This window comes from Affinibrenneria salicis (assembly GCF_008710095.1).
The window spans coordinates 260,669-275,987 of record NZ_VYKJ01000005.1 but is presented as its reverse complement, the minus strand read 5'-3'; the positions used below and the strand labels follow the sequence as shown (position 1 = coordinate 275,987).

Here is a 15,319-nt window from a genome sequence, read left to right as displayed (position 1 = left end):
ACGCCGCTGCAGCCTGAAAGATGACGGGAAAAGCGAGATTACATGTCTGGTGCCAGGCGATGCTGCAGCGCCAAACATTACCTGACGTAAATGCATTGGTAGGGTAAGATACGGGCGCATCATTTCATGATGTGCCTTTTTTTACAGGCGTCGCCCGGTTGTCATTGCCGGAGGGCGGCTTCGGCGGCGCAATCGTCGGCTATATGATTTCCATAAGCGGGAAGACGGCCGGCGAGCCAGCGCTGGGGCGGCGCGCTGAATGCCCATGTGCCTGAAGGACGAAGGACAAGCAGAGGCAGGGATGCGTGGCTCCGGCCAGCAGCGCAGGAAGACTCATTTATTCTACAGCGGAGTGTTGTCACATTATGATGGACAATTTACGCGCGGCCGCTAACAACGTCGTGCTCAAAGTTATTCTGGCCGTGATCATCGCCTCTTTCGTGTTGACCGGCGTCGGCGATTATCTGATCGGCGGTTCCGGCGACTACGCCGCGAAAGTGAACGGGCAGGAAATTTCCCGTAATCAGCTTGAGCAGGCGGTAAAGAATGAACGCAATCGCCAGCAGGAAGAGTTAGGGGAACGATTTTCTATCCTGGCCGGCAACGATGGCTATATGCAGCAGATGCGCCGTCAGGTGCTGTCTGAATTGATCGATAAAACTCTGCTCGATCAGTATGCCGGCACCCTGGGGCTGGGCATCAGCGATGAACAGATCAGAGAGACCATTTTCGCCGTGCCGGATTTCCAGACCAACGGCCGTTTCGACAACGATAAGTATCTGTTGCTGGTGAGGCGTCTGGGCATCACGCCGGAGATGTATGCCCAGATGCTGCGTAAAGATCTGCTGGCGCGTCAGTTGCTGAACGGTTTAGGCGGCACGCAGTTCATGCTGCCGCAGGAAGTGGATAGGCTGATCGCGCTGGAGGCCCAGGATCGGGTGATTCGCAGCGCTACGCTGAATATCGGCGATCGGGCCGGCGCGCAGAGCGTGTCCGATGAAGAAGCGCAGAATTACTATAACCAGAATAAAAACGATTTTGTCGCGCCGGAGTCGTTCAAAGTCAGCTACCTGACGCTGGACGTGGCCGCCATAGCGGAGAAAATCACGGTATCGGATGACGAAGTCAATCACTACTACGAGCAGCATAAAGACGATTTGGCCCAGGCTGCGCGTAAGAAATTCAGCGTGATTCAGGTTAAAACGGAAAGCGATGCGCAGGCCGTGCTGGAACAACTGAAACAGGGCGCCGATTTCGCCGCGCTGGCAAAGGAAAAATCGACCGACGCCATCTCGCAGCGCAACGGCGGCGACCTCGGCTGGATGGAAGACAACTCCACTATTGATGAGCTGAAGCAGGCGAATCTGACGGAGAAAGGTCAACTGTCCGGGGTGATTAAGTCTTCCGTCGGCTATCTGGTCGCCCGTCTGGACGATATCCAGCCGCAGGTTCTCAAACCGCTGAGCGAAATGCGCGATGAAGTCGCGGAGAAAGTGAAGCAGGAAAAAGCGCAGGATGCCTACTACGCGCTGCAGCAGAAGATCAGCGAAGCCGCCAGCAACGACAATGAGTCTCTGGCCTCGGCGGAAGAGGTTTCCGGCCTGAAAGCTACGGAGACCGACTGGTTTACCCGTCAGACGTTGCCCGCCGCGCTGAATTTCCCGGCCGTCACCAAGGCGTTGTTTGAAGGATCGCTGTTGGGCAGCAACGGCGCGCCGGGCAGCAATTCCGATGTCATCAACGTTGAGGGCGATCGCGCATTTGTTGTGCGTATCACCGACCATAAGTCGGAGAGCACGCTGCCGCTGGATCAGGTGCGCGACAAGATTGTACAGACGCTGAAACAGCAGAAAGCGCAGCAGCAGGCGCGCCTCGAGGCGGAGAAAATTCTGGCCGCGCTGAAAGAGGGTAAAGGCGATGACGCGCTGAAGGCAGCCGGCCTGACGTTTGGCGCGGCGCAGACGCTTTCTTCCGTCAGCCCGGGCAGCGATTTGTCCGGTGAGGTGTTCTCGTTGCCGCAGCCGCAGAAAGATAAGCCTTCTTACGGTCTGGCCACGGATCGGCAGGGTAATGTCGTACTGCTGGCGCTGGATGAGGTTAAACCCCACACGCTGGAAGATCCGATGAAAGCGCAGATTACCTCATGGATAGAGAAAAATGCCGTCGGGTCGATGTTTGACGCGTTGCTGGCCAGCCTGCGCAGCGAAGCGAAAATCAAAATGGGTTCCGCCTCTGAATCGCAGTAATTCGCAAAAAACTGCAATCCGTTGCAACGGGAAAAGGCCGCTTTCGCGGCCTTTTCCATATCCGGAATATGTCATTTGTCGTTGCGTCTCGTCTCAGTCATGGTAGCTCCGTTATTTAACCCACGGAGAAAAAGTATGAAGAAATCGACAGTGAAGGCATTCTGTCTGATAGCCGGGCTGGCTATGGCGATGTCCCCGGGGCTGGCGCAGGCCGCAGGCAAAACGGACGGCCAGCGCGCGGCGACGCAGACGGCGTCTGAACCGGCTCAGCCCGTTGCTCAGGACGCTGCCGTAGCGGGAGACGACGGCGAAGTGAGTATCAACAGCGCGACGGCGGAACAGCTGGCCGCTGCGCTTAATGGCGTAGGGCTAAAGAAAGCGCAATCCATTGTCAGCTATCGCGAGCAGTATGGCCCTTTTACCCAGATCGAGCAGCTGCAGGAGGTGCCCGGTATTGGTGCGGCCCTGCTGCAGCGTAATTTAGCGCGGCTGAAGCTGTGATGATTCGCGCCGCTGGCGTAGATTGTCGCGCCATTCGGCTATTTCGTCTGATCTGAACGCCCGTCGGGCGGAAAAAACGGGGCGCCAGAGTCAACAGGCGCTCCGGTACGGAGTTACCCCACGGTTTATCCCTCAAATTTATTCGAATCTGGTCAACCTGCCTCATCCCGTCGGTTGTTCATCGTTCCGTCCGGCTTGGTATTTCGGTCCTCACGTTGATGCGCTTGCATCAAAAAGAAGCGAATGCTGAATAATCGCGCACTGTTTTGGGTCGCTGCCTGCAGCTTTGTTGTCGACGCCGAAGGCGTAACTACGCTGAATATCAGATTAAAATAAATGAAATTAATATTGGCATAGTTTTTGTATATTTATTGTTGAACAATAATCTTACGGAGAGTCCGCCATGAAAAAAACAGTAAAAAATCTGTGTTGCGTCGTTTCGCTGCTGATGTCGGTCAGCGGTTACGCCAGTACGCTGAAGCCTGGCGTGTTGACTATTGGTTCCGATTTGACCTATCCCCCTTATAACTATCTGCAGAACAATAAACCGGCAGGATTCGATGCGGAAATGATGACGCTGCTCAGCGCGTCGCTGCAGCTTACGCCCGAGGTGAAAGACACCCGTTTCGCCAGCCTGATTCTCGGCGTCAGGGCGCATAAGTTCGACGTTGTGGCCTCCACGCTGTACGTCACGCCCGAACGCGCGAAACAGGTGGCGTTTCTGCCGTATATGAAAACCGGCGGCTCTTTTATTGTGCTGGCCGGCAGCGAGTTTGCGCCGCAAACGCCCGAAGCGCTGTGCGGTAAGCGCGTCAGCTCGATCAAGGGCGGCGCCTGGATAGCCCGTTTGAACAAGGTTTCCGCCGGCTACTGCCAGTCTAAAGGCCTGGGGACGATAACCGTACAGGAGTTCCCGACGTCTCCCGAGGCGACTCAGGCGCTGATGTCCGGCGCGGTGGACGTGCAGTATGAGGACGCGGCGGTCGCGCAGGCCAGCGTAGAAAAAACCGGCCAGCGTCTGAAGATCGCCAGCCGTGAAATTATTTATCCGGTGGTGGTCGGGCTGGCCGTCAGTAAGGACAACCCGCAGTTGCTGGCTGATCTGCAAAAGGCGTTTACCCGCAAAGTGAGCGACGGCAGCTATGGCGCTTTACTGCAAAAGTACAACGTGCAGATGCCCGACGATCAGGAAGTGGAACGGGCGCTGGCCGGTACGCTGTAATGGCCAACCATGTCTGGAGGCGTTATGAATTTTGACTGGCCCTACCTGCTAAGCCTGTTTAGCTATGCCGACTTCTGGCGGGCCAGCTGGCTCGTCGTTCAGCTGAGCGTTCTGACCTGGGGGTTGGGCATTGTGCTCGGTCTGGTGGTCGCGCTGGGAAAACAGTCGAAGCTGGGCGCGCTGCGCCGGCTCTCTTCCGTGTATATCTGGCTGTTTCGCAGCCTGCCGCTGCTGGTGCTGCTGATTTTTATCTTTAATCTGCCGCAGATCTTTCCGCTTACCTCCGGCCTGCTGTCCGATCCGTTCAGCGCCGGGCTGATCGCGCTGACGATCAGTGAAACCGCCTACATCGCGGAGATCCATCGCGGCGGCCTGCTTTCGGTGCAAAAGGGCCAGTTTGAAGCCGGGCGGGCGTTGGGGCTGCGTACGGCGCAAATCCGCCTGTTTATCGTCATTCCGCAGGCGTTGCGCATTTCCCTGCCGACGCTGGTGAATGAATTCATCACCATCGTCAAGCTGACCTCGCTGGTGTCCGTTATCTCGCTGTCCGAAATATTGATGGTGGGGCAGCGGCTCTATACCGACAACTTCAAAGTGATGGAAACACTGCTGGCCGTCGCCTGTTACTACGTATTGATTGTCACGCTGTTCGAACGGCTGATCGGCTGGCTGGAGCGGCGTATCGATGTGCAGCGCAAGGAGCCGAAGTCCTTTGACGCGGCGGCGGAGCGCGCGGCCCTGCCGACGCCGCTGCCCGCTAAACGCCATCGTTCCAGCCCGTCGGCCAAACCGATTCTGGAGCTGCAGCAGATTAGCAAAAGCTTCAACGGTAAGCCGGTGCTGCATGACATCAACCTGCAGGTTAAGCCGGGCGAAGTAATCTCGATTATCGGCCCTTCCGGCTCAGGGAAAACCACGCTGATCCGCACCATCAACGGGCTGGAAACGCTGGATAGCGGCAGCGTTCGTCTGCTGGGGCAGGACTTTATTCACGCCGGGCAGAAAGAAAACGCGCTCGAATACCGCAGCCAGATCACCCGGCTGGGCATGGTGTTCCAGAGTTTTAACCTGTTCCCGCACAAAACCGTGCTGGAAAATCTGATGCTGGCGCCGCGTCTGCTTAATCAGGACGATCGGGCCGGCATACGCCAGCGCAGCCTGGCCATGTTGGATAAAGTCGGCATGCTGGATCACGCCAACAAGTATCCGCACCAGCTTTCCGGCGGGCAGCAACAGCGCGTGGCCATCGCGCGGACGCTGGTGATGAGGCCGAGCGTAGTGCTGTTCGATGAGCCGACTTCCGCGCTCGATCCCGAACGCGTGACCGAGGTGCTGAACGTGATTGAAAAGCTGGCGCAGGAAGGGATCACCATGCTGATTGTCACTCATGAAATGAAATTCGCGTTTGCCATTTCCGATCGCGTAGTGTTTATGGAGGACGGTCGCATCGCGCTTGACGCGCCGCCGGCAACCCTGCGGCAGATGAGCGACCCCCGAATTAACCGCTTTCTCAGCGATATGGCCCAGGCCTGAGGCAACCGCATGAAACCATTATCTGACGACAACAGCCATCTTTTCATTGATATTCCGCCGGCTGGCGCAGACGACAATCTGCCGGCCTTTGAACGCGTTTCGCTGCTGCTGCGCGAAAACATTATCAACGGCCATTTGCGCGCCGGTCAACCGCTGCCGGAGATCGAACTGGCGGCGTTGTGCCAGACCTCGCGTAATACGCTGCGCGAAGCGCTGCGCTTCCTGCACGGCGAGGGGCTGGTCAACTACCACCAGAACCGCGGCGTATTCGTCCGCCAGCTGGATAAACGCGATGTGCGCGATATTTACAAGGCGCGCCGGCACCTGGAAATGCTGGCGATCGCCACGCCGTCTTCGATCAGCGAGCTGCATCTGCAGCGGCTGCAGGACCATATCAGCCGCGCGGAACAGGCGGCGGCGCAGGAAGACTGGCGTACTGTCGGCACGCACAGTCTGCGCTTCCACCAGACCATCGTGCAGATGCTGGGCTGCGGCCGCTTTAACGATTTTTTCAGCGTATTGCTGGCGCAACTGCGACTGCTGTTCGTCAGCGGCGCGGGAGAACGAGAATTCCAGCTGCCGTGGATCGCCCGCGATCGGGAGCTGTGGTCGCTGCTGTCAGCCCAGCAGCAGGAGCAGGCCTGCGCCGCCCTGCGCGACTACCTCGACCATTCCGAACAGCAGTTGATGCAAACCTTTAATCACCCTTATTAGTGAAATGGAGTCAATCATGTCTTCTTATCCCGCAGCTTATCAGAACACCACGGGGTCAGCCCTGGATGTCGACCGCGAGTTTTATCAGGCCGTCGCCGAAGGGGCGCGCGAACTGCTCACTTCGCACCTGGTGCCGATCCGCACCGGCTTCGCATGGGAAGTGCCGGCGGGGCACCTGTTCCGTATTACCACGCCGCAGGGGCCGCAGGTCGGCGATCTTAACATCTGGAACCGGCACGATCCGCGCGAGCGCATGTGGGTATCGAGAACCCGCCAGCTGCAGCGCGCGCACCTGTCCACCTATGATCGCATCTGGTCTACGCTGCCGTTCCTGCGTCCGATTGCCACCATTACCGCCGATTCGCTGGCCGATTACGGCATTGACGGCGACGGCGGACGGGTGCACGACCTGCTGGGCACCCGCTGCGATCCTTACGTCAACAAGTTGCTGACCGGTGAAGATTTCGATTTTCACTGTCATTCCAATCTGACCCGCGCCGTACAGCCTTACGGGCTGACCGAGTTTGACGTGCATGACGTGATGAATGTGTTCCAGTGCACCGGCTTAAACGATAACGATCAATATTTCATGAAGGCCTGCCCGGCGCGCAAGGGGGACTATCTGGAGTTCTTCGCTGAAATCGATCTGCTGTGCGCGATCTCCACCTGCCCGGGGGGCGATCTGTCGCTGCCGATGTGGGGCGACGAGGCGCAGGATACGCTGTCCGTCTGCCGACCGCTGGGGATAGAAATCTACCGGCCGGAGGCCGGGCTGCTGACCGGCTGGACGCCGCCGGTATCGCCGGACTATCGCGGTAATCACGGTATGCAGCTCAGGCCGGTCAGCTGGTGATGAACCCTCCCGCTGCGGCGGGAGAAGCAGCGCGCCGGGTGTGGCAGTCCGGCGCAGTTCAACGCGCCGCCGCCGGTCGCCGGTCCGACGGGCGAAAGGGGCGTTAACTCAGGCCGGTCTTTTGCTTCAGCGTCGCCATCAGCCCGGCGGGGTCGGCCTGATACTCGCTCAGGCCGTTCGCCCGCAGGTGACAGGCGGCGCATTCGCCGCAGCCTTCTCCCTTTATACCGTTGTAGCAGGTCAGGGTATGATGGCGCACGGTATCGAGCTGGTGATAATAATCGGCCAGCGCCCAGGTTTCGGCCTTGTTCAGCCACATGAGCGGCGTGACGAAGCGAATATCGCGCGCGATGCCCAGCGTCACGGCGTGGTTGAGGGATTTCACGAATTCGTCGCGGCAGTCGGGATAGCCGGAAAAATCGGTTTCACATACGCCGGTGATCACCACGCCGGCTTCAACCTGATAAGCGTAGATCGCCGCCAGAGTGAGGAACAGAATATTGCGTCCGGGAACAAAGGTGGCCGGCAGCCCCTGTACATCCTCGCTGTATTTCGGCACCGGGATATTGTCGCGGGTCAGGCTGCTGACGGCCAGTTCGTTCAGGATGCCGACATCCAGCACCTTATGCGCCGCGGCGCCGAGCCGGCGCGCCAGGTCGCTCGCCACCTCAATCTCTACCCGATGGCGTTGACCATAATCGAATGTAATGCAGTGGACTTCGTCATACTGCGTAAGCGCCTGGATCAGGCAGGTGGTGGAGTCCTGTCCACCGCTAAAAACGACTACCGCGCGTTTCATCTTATCTTCACCTTAACTGTCTTGACGATGCCCGCAAGCGCAGGGCATAGCGATACTGAATGCCGATTATATACCAGGTTGCTGACGCGGTGGCGGGCGGGCGGATTCTCTGCGTGATGCGGCGTTGAGCCAGGGCCTGTCTATAGGTCGTTCAGTTCCGCCAGCCAGGGGGTGATATCGCCGATGTGCTGCGCAACCCACCGCGGCTGGTAGTAGGTATCAAGATAACGTTCGCCGCTGTCGCACAGCAGGGTGACAATGGCGCCCCGGCGTCCTTCCTCACGCATTTTTTTCGCCAGCTGCAGCGCGGCCCACATGTTGGTCCCGGTCGACGCGCCGGCTTTGCGGCCCAGCACTTTTTCCAGCCAGTGAATGGTGGCGACGCTGGCCGCATCCGGCACGCGGAGCATATCGTCAATGACATGAGGAATAAAGGAAGGCTCGACGCGCGGCCGTCCGATTCCTTCAATCCGGCTGCTGCACGCGGCGCGCAGGGTCCGATCCCGCTGATGGTAGCAGTCATAAAATACCGAGTTCTCCGGGTCTGCGACCACCAGCCGGCTGTCCAGTCCCTGATAGCGAATATAGCGCCCCAGCGTGGCCGACGTGCCGCCGGTGCCGGCGCTCATGACGATATAGTCCGGCACCGGGTGAGGCTCGCGCGCCATCTGACGGAAAATACTGTCGGCGATATTGTTGTTGCCGCGCCAGTCGGTGGCCCGCTCGGCGTAAGTAAACTGATCCATATAATGGCCGTTCAGCCGCTGCGCCAGCTGTTCCGAGGCGGCATAAATTTCAGCGGACTGCTCGACAAAATGACACTGGCCGCCGTAAAAGGCGATTTGTTCAATTTTGCGGCGCGCGGTGCAGGATGGCATCACGGCAATGAAAGGCAGCCCGATCAGCCGGGCGAAGTAGGCCTCCGAGACCGCGGTGCTGCCGGATGACGCTTCGATAACCGTCGTCCCCTCGCGAATCCAGCCGTTGCACAGCCCGTACAGGAACAGGGAACGGGCGAGGCGGTGTTTCAGGCTGCCGCTGGGATGAGTGCTTTCGTCTTTCAGGTACAGGTCAATACCGGGAAAGGCGGGCAGCGCCAGCCGAATAAGATGCGTATCGGCGGAACGTTGAAAATCGGCATCGATCGCGTTGATGGCCTGTTTTATCCAGCTGTTGGTCATGATGAAAGTCCGTGATGGTAAACAATGTTACCAGGATACCGATTTTCACAGAAAAAAAGATTGCCATTTTTTTCGTATAAACGATAAATAAGAGAAATATTTTCTCCGGGTGAACCATATGTTGGATAAAACCGATCGTATTTTGCTTGGTCTGCTGCAGCGGGACTGTACGCTGTCGCTCCAGGCGCTGGCCGACGCGGTCAATCTGACCTCGACGCCCTGCTGGAAGCGTATCCGGCGGCTGGAACAGGAGGGGTATATTCGCGCGCGCGTCGCGCTGCTGGATAATGAGCGCCTGGGGCTGGGGTTGACCGCTTTTGTTTTGCTGAAAACCCAGCAGCACAACAGCCGCTGGTATCAGGAGTTTGTCCATGTGGTCGAGTCCATGCCGGAAGTGCTGGCTTTTTACCGTATGGCCGGCGAGTATGATTATCTGCTTCAGGTGCAGGTCGCCGATATGAAAAGCTACGATCATTTTTATAAGCGACTGGTCAACGGTATGCCGGGGCTGGTCGACGTCACCTCCAGCTTCGCCATGGAGCGCATCAAGCAGACGACGGCGCTGCCGCTGGCGGACTAACGCCGGCGCGCGGTTATCTGCGCTCCGGCGGGGTCGCTTTGTTATGCCGTTGCGGCCCCGATCGCAGGGTTAATCGGCCCGGTTACGGCCCGCAGACCTTTTCGCTATAATCATGGTTTCCCTCTGTTCGCCCGCTCATCAATCTGGAATAAAAACTGCGTGAAACTGTTTGTGCAATTAGGCTGGTATTTCCGCCGGGAATGGCGGCGTTATCTGGGCGCGGTCGCGTTGTTGATCATTATTGCCGTATTGCAGTTGCTGCCGCCGAAACTGGTGGGAATTATCGTCGACGGCGTGACGCAGCAGCATATGCCCGGCGCGCGGATTCTGGCATGGGTCGGTCTGATGCTGCTGACCGCCGTGATGGTTTATCTGCTGCGTTACGTGTGGCGCGTGTGGCTGTTTGGCGCATCCTACCAACTGGCGGTGGAGCTGAGAGCGGATTTTTATCGTCATCTGAGTCGCCAGCACGCGGCTTTTTATCTGCGACATCGCACCGGCGATCTGATGGCGCGCGCCACCAATGACGTGGACCGGGTGGTGTTCGCCGCCGGCGAAGGGGTGCTGACGCTGGTGGATTCGCTGGTGATGGGCTGTGCGGTGCTGGTGGTGATGAGTACGCAAATTAGCTGGCAGCTGACTCTGCTGGCGCTGTTGCCGATGCCGCCGATGGCGCTGATCATCAATCACTACGGCACGCAGCTGCACCAGCGCTTTAAGTCCGCCCAGGCGGCCTTTTCCATGCTCAACGATCAGGCGCAGGAGAGTCTGACCAGCATCCGCATGATCAAAGCGTTTGGCCTGGAGGATTATCAGTCGGCGCGGTTCTCCGACGTGGCCGCCGACGCCGGCGCGAAGAATATGCGCGTGGCGCGGGTCGACGCGCGCTTCAATCCGACGATTTATATCTCTATCGGGCTGTCGCATCTGCTGGCCATCGGCGGCGGCAGCTGGATGGTGGTGAACGGTTCGCTGACCCTCGGCCAGTTAACCAGTTTTGTCATGTATCTCGGGTTGATGATCTGGCCTATGCTGGCGCTGGCGTGGATGTTTAACATTGTCGAGCGCGGCAGCGCGGCCTACGCGCGCATTCGTCAGATGTTGTCCGGGCAGCAGACGGTTGCCGATGGCGATGAGCCGCTTCCCGCTGAGCGCGGTACGCTGGAGGTGAATATCGACGCGTTTCACTATCCGCTCAGCGCCCGTCCCGCGCTGCAAAACGTGCATTTTTCACTGGCGCCGGGACGGATACTCGGGCTGTGCGGGCCGACCGGCGCCGGCAAGAGTACGCTGCTGGCGCTGCTGCAGCGTCATTTCGACGTGGCGCAGGGCGAAATTCGTTATCACCAACTGCCGTTGCCGCGCATCCGGCTGGACGCGCTGCGCAGTCGTTTCGCCGTCGTCGGCCAGATGCCGTTTCTGTTTTCCGATAGCGTGGCGCGCAACATCGCGCTGGGCAGACCCGACGCCACTCAGACGGAGATCGAACAGGCCGCCCGGCTGGCCAGCGTACATGAAGATATCCTGCGCCTGCCGCAGGGCTATGAGACGGAAGTCGGCGAACGCGGCGTGATGCTGTCCGGCGGGCAGAAACAGCGGATTTCCATTGCGCGGGCGCTGCTGCTGGAGAGCGAAATCTTGATTCTGGACGATGCGTTGTCGGCGGTGGACGGGCGCACCGAGTACCAGATTTTGCGCAATCTGCGCCAGTGGGGGGCGCAGCGTACGCTGATTATCAGCGCGCATCGGCTGTCCGCGCTGACCGAAGCCAACGAAATTCTGGTATTGCAGCAGGGGCGCATAACGCAGCGCGGCGACCATCGCGCGCTGGCGGAGCAGCCAGGCTGGTATCGGGACATGTACCGCTATCAGCAACTGGAGGCGGCGCTGAGCGAAGCGCCCGCTGATGAGGAGGTGGCCGATGCGTCGTAATCTGCGGCAGCTGTGGCCGGTTCTGAAGCGTCTGTTGGCCTACGGTTCTCCCTGGCGTAAACCGCTGGCCATCGCCGTGTTGATGTTGTGGATTGCGGCGGCGGCGGAGGTTTCCGGCCCGCTGCTGGTGAGCTACTTTATCGATAATCTGGTGGCGAAAGGCGAGTTTCCGCTCGCTTTCGCCGCCGGGCTGGCGCTGGCCTATTTCCTGCTGCAGCTGCTGGCGGCCGCGTTACTCTATTTTCAGACGCTGCTCTTCAGCCGGGTCGCGGTCGGCGTGGTGCAGCGGCTGCGTACCGACGCAATGGACGCGGCGCTGCGGCAGCCGCTTAGCGTGTTCGACACCCAGCCGATCGGCCAGTTGATTTCGCGGGTGACCAACGACACCGAAGTGGTGAAGGATCTTTATATCACCGTGGTCGCCACCGTACTGCGCAGTGCCGCGCTGATCGGCGCGATGCTGGTGGCCATGTTTAGCCTCGACTGGCGTATGGCGCTGGTGGCGCTGACCATTTTCCCGGCGGTGCTGGCGGTGATGCTAATCTACCAGCGTTACAGCACGCCGATCGTCCGCCGCATTCGCAGCTATCTGGCGGATATCAACGACGGCTTCAATGAGGCGATTAACGGGATGAGCGTCATCCAGCAGTTTCGCCAGCAGGCGCGGTTTGGTGAAACGCTGGGCGCGGCCAGTCGGGCGCACTATCAGGCGCGCATGCAGACGCTGCGGCTGGACGGTTTTTTACTGCGCCCGTTGCTGAGTCTGTTTTCCACCATGGTGCTGTGCGGTTTACTGTTGTTGTTTGGTTTCAGCTCGGTAGGGACGGTGGGCGTCGGGGTACTGTACGCGTTTATCAACTATCTGGGCCGGCTGAATGAGCCGTTGATTGAGCTGACCACCCAGCAGTCGATGCTGCAGCAGGCGGTGGTGGCCGGCGAGCGGATTTTTGAACTGATGGACGGCGCCCGACAGCAGTACGGCGATGACCCGCAGCCGCTGGCCGAAGGCGTGATTGATATCGACGACGTATCGTTTGCTTACCGCGAAGCGAAGCCGGTGCTGCAGCATATCTCCCTGCATGTGCCGGCGCGCGGCTTTGTCGCGCTGGTCGGCCATACCGGCAGCGGTAAAAGCACGCTGGCTAACCTGCTGATGGGCTATTACCCGGTTGAACAGGGAGAGATTCGGCTGGATGGGCGTCCTGTCGCCAGTTTGTCGCATTGGGCGCTGCGTCAGAGCGTAGCCATCGTGCAACAGGACCCGGTTGTGCTGGCTGATTCGATGTACGCCAACGTAACGCTGGGTCGCGAGATGAGCGAGGAAGCGGTCTGGCGGGTGCTGGAACAGGTGCAACTGGCGGCGCTGGTGCGGGAGATGCCGCAGGGACTGGCTACGCGTATGGGAGAGCAGGGGAATAATCTTTCCGTCGGGCAGAAGCAACTGTTGGCGATTGCGCGCGTGCTGATTCAGGCGCCGAAGATTCTGATTCTGGATGAAGCCACGGCTAATATTGACTCCGGCACCGAACAAGCGGTGCAGCGCGCATTAAAGACGATTCGTCGGCAGACTACGCTGGTGGTGATCGCCCATCGGCTGTCCACGATTGTTGAGGCGGATACCATTCTGGTGCTGCATCAGGGCAAAACCGTGGAACAGGGGTCACATGCGCAGCTGTTGTCGCAGCAGGGGCGTTATTTCCAGATGTACCAGCTGCAGCTGGCCGGGGATGAACTGGCCGCGGCCACGCTCAGCGAGTCGATGAATAACTAACCATGTGGTCAGGATAGGCCGGCCGCACCATCAGCATGCATGCTCGCGCCATGTTTTGCCGCTGTTGCACTATTATATGGCGCATTGCATTGATATGGTGCAATGCGCCGACGGTTTTTGTGCCTTTTAATGTTATCTGGCCGTAATCAGGCTTCGGCCAGCCTTTCCACGCCACGATCTGGCCGCTGATTCGATTTATGGCACACCCTTTGCTTTAACCCTGCGTGGATCAAAGAAATATGGCTGAACTAACAGAATGCTGACGGGTAATTACCCGAACTCAATTGCTGGAGGGCGATAATGAAACTGGTTACCGTGGTAATAAAACCATTCAAGCTGGAAGATGTGCGTGAAGCCTTATCTTCCGTGGGCATTCAGGGCCTGACCGTTACCGAGGTGAAGGGGTTCGGTCGTCAAAAAGGGCATGCCGAACTGTATCGGGGCGCGGAATACAGCGTCAATTTCCTGCCGAAAGTAAAAATCGATATCGCTATTGCGGACGATCAGCTGGACGAAGTCATTGATGTTATCAGCAAAGCTGCTTATACCGGCAAGATTGGGGACGGCAAGATTTTTGTCGCTGAACTGCAACGGGTTATTCGAATCCGCACCGGCGAAACTGATGAAGCCGCGCTGTAATGCCTGACTAAGATTTGTAGAATAGGGATGGATTAAAATGAAAAAATGTATCTCCTCGTTGGGTCTGGGTGTGGCTGCTCTGCTTCCGTCGTGGGCAATGGCGGCTGTGCCTGCGATCGACAAAGCAGATAATGCCTTTATGATGATTTGTACCGCTCTGGTACTTTTTATGACTATACCGGGCATCGCGTTATTTTACGGCGGCCTGATTCGCTCCAAAAACGTACTTTCTATGTTGACTCAGGTCGTGGTGACGTTCTCCATGGTCTGCATTCTGTGGGTGGTTTACGGCTACAGCCTCGCGTTCAGTGAAGGCAATGCCTTTTTCGGCGGTTTCTCCACCGTGATGCTGAAAGGCATCGGCATCACGTCGCAGGTCGGCTCTATCTATCAGCTGATCCATGTGGCTTTCCAGGCGTCGTTTGCCTGTATTACCGTCGGCCTGATCGTCGGGGCGATTGCCGAGCGCATTCGCTTCTCCGCGGTGTTGATTTTTGTCGCCGTCTGGCTGACTTTCTCCTATCTGCCGATGACCCACATGGTCTGGGGCGGCGGTTATCTGGCCGCTGACGGCGCGCTGGACTTCGCCGGCGGTACGGTGGTGCACATTAACGCCGCTGTCGCGGGTCTGGTCGGCGCATGGCTGCTGGGTAAACGCGTCGGCTTCGGTAAAGAGGCGTTTAAACCGCATAACCTGCCGATGGTCTTTATTGGCGCCTCTATCCTGTATATCGGCTGGTTCGGCTTCAACGCCGGTTCCGCCGCGGCGGCCAACGAAATCGCCGGTCTGGCCTTTATCAATACCGTAGTGGCGACGGCTGCCGCTATCCTGGCCTGGGTATTGGGCGAGTGGATCGCGCGCGGTAAGCCTTCTCTGCTGGGCGCCAGCTCCGGCTGCATCGCGGGTCTGGTGGCGGTTACCCCGGCGGCGGGTACGGTCGGCGTCGGCGGCGCGATGGTTATCGGCCTGGCTGGTGGCTTCGCGGGTCTGTGGGGCGTGACCACGCTGAAAAGATGGCTGCGCGTCGATGACCCGTGCGACGTATTCGGCGTGCACGGCGTCTGCGGTATCGTAGGTTGTATCCTGACCGGCGTATTCACCTCCGCATCGCTGGGCGGCACCGGTTATGCCGAAGGCGTAACCATGGCGCATCAGGTATGGGTACAGATCTTCAGCATCATCGTTACACTGATCTGGTCGGGCGTGGTTGCCTTTATCGCCTTCAAGATCGCCGATGTAATTGTAGGTCTGCGCGTACCGGAAGAGCAGGAACGCGAAGGGCTGGACGTGAACAGCCACGGCGAGAACGCGTACAACCAGTAATCCAACGATTTACGGCTGGGAAAA

13 protein-coding genes are annotated in these 15,319 nt (G+C 58.7%); 11 read left to right on the top strand and 2 right to left on the bottom strand.

Features of this window, described 5'->3' with window-relative positions:
* Positions 1-365 precede the first annotated feature (365 nt).
* The 6 genes from ppiD (at position 366) to FJU30_RS12315 (ending at position 7,069) form a co-directional block, all read left to right on the top strand.
* On the top strand, positions 366-2,246 hold the full coding sequence (ppiD, locus tag FJU30_RS12340) for a peptidylprolyl isomerase (protein ID WP_150435262.1): 1,881 nt from the start codon (positions 366-368) through the stop codon (positions 2,244-2,246).
* A 135-nt stretch (positions 2,247-2,381) separates the two neighbouring features.
* Positions 2,382-2,747 (top strand): ComEA family DNA-binding protein, encoded by a 366-nt coding sequence (locus FJU30_RS12335; protein WP_150435261.1) that lies wholly within the window; start codon positions 2,382-2,384, stop codon positions 2,745-2,747.
* Positions 2,748-3,150: 403 nt separating this feature from the next.
* Positions 3,151-3,969 carry an ABC transporter substrate-binding protein gene (locus tag FJU30_RS12330; protein ID WP_150435260.1) on the top strand — a complete coding sequence of 273 codons (819 nt, stop codon included), beginning with the start codon at positions 3,151-3,153 and terminating at the stop codon, positions 3,967-3,969.
* Positions 3,970-3,993: 24 nt separating this feature from the next.
* Positions 3,994-5,502 carry an amino acid ABC transporter permease/ATP-binding protein gene (locus FJU30_RS12325; protein ID WP_150435259.1) on the top strand — a complete coding sequence of 503 codons (1,509 nt, stop codon included), beginning with the start codon at positions 3,994-3,996 and terminating at the stop codon, positions 5,500-5,502.
* Positions 5,503-5,511: 9 nt separating this feature from the next.
* Positions 5,512-6,216: a GntR family transcriptional regulator gene (locus tag FJU30_RS12320; RefSeq protein WP_150435258.1), complete on the top strand. Its 705-nt coding sequence runs from the start codon at positions 5,512-5,514 to the stop codon at positions 6,214-6,216.
* Positions 6,217-6,232: 16 nt separating this feature from the next.
* Complete coding sequence (locus FJU30_RS12315; RefSeq protein ID WP_150435257.1) at positions 6,233-7,069, top strand: urea carboxylase-associated family protein; 837 nt, start codon at positions 6,233-6,235, stop codon at positions 7,067-7,069.
* Between the two features lie 103 nt (positions 7,070-7,172).
* Here the strand turns inward: FJU30_RS12315 and queC are convergent, their stop codons facing one another.
* Together queC and FJU30_RS12305 are read right to left on the bottom strand one after the other, a co-directional pair.
* Positions 7,173-7,868 carry a 7-cyano-7-deazaguanine synthase QueC gene (gene queC / locus FJU30_RS12310; RefSeq protein ID WP_150435256.1) on the bottom strand — a complete coding sequence of 232 codons (696 nt, stop codon included), beginning with the start codon at positions 7,866-7,868 and terminating at the stop codon, positions 7,173-7,175.
* 140 nt (positions 7,869-8,008) lie between these two features.
* Positions 8,009-9,049, bottom strand: coding sequence for a PLP-dependent cysteine synthase family protein (locus tag FJU30_RS12305; protein ID WP_150435255.1), 1,041 nt, complete (start codon positions 9,047-9,049; stop codon positions 8,009-8,011).
* Positions 9,050-9,167: 118 nt separating this feature from the next.
* Here FJU30_RS12305 and FJU30_RS12300 point away from each other — a divergent pair, with 118 nt between their 5' ends.
* The 5 genes from FJU30_RS12300 (at position 9,168) to amtB (ending at position 15,295) form a co-directional block, all read left to right on the top strand.
* Complete coding sequence (locus tag FJU30_RS12300) at positions 9,168-9,629, top strand: Lrp/AsnC family transcriptional regulator (protein WP_150435254.1); 462 nt, start codon at positions 9,168-9,170, stop codon at positions 9,627-9,629.
* Between the two features lie 159 nt (positions 9,630-9,788).
* Positions 9,789-11,561, top strand: a complete 1,773-nt coding sequence (locus FJU30_RS12295; protein WP_150435253.1) for a SmdA family multidrug ABC transporter permease/ATP-binding protein — start codon at positions 9,789-9,791, stop codon at positions 11,559-11,561.
* Positions 11,551-13,332: a SmdB family multidrug efflux ABC transporter permease/ATP-binding protein gene (locus tag FJU30_RS12290; protein ID WP_150435252.1), complete on the top strand. Its 1,782-nt coding sequence runs from the start codon at positions 11,551-11,553 to the stop codon at positions 13,330-13,332. The genes FJU30_RS12295 and FJU30_RS12290 overlap by 11 nt, the downstream gene beginning before the upstream one ends.
* A gap of 300 nt (positions 13,333-13,632) precedes the next feature.
* The gene (gene glnK / locus FJU30_RS12285; protein ID WP_002208627.1) at positions 13,633-13,971 is read left to right on the top strand and encodes a P-II family nitrogen regulator; all 339 of its coding nucleotides are present in this window, start codon (positions 13,633-13,635) and stop codon (positions 13,969-13,971) included.
* A gap of 37 nt (positions 13,972-14,008) precedes the next feature.
* Complete coding sequence (amtB, locus tag FJU30_RS12280; RefSeq protein WP_150435251.1) at positions 14,009-15,295, top strand: ammonium transporter AmtB; 1,287 nt, start codon at positions 14,009-14,011, stop codon at positions 15,293-15,295.
* The last annotated feature ends 24 nt before the right edge of the window (positions 15,296-15,319 follow it).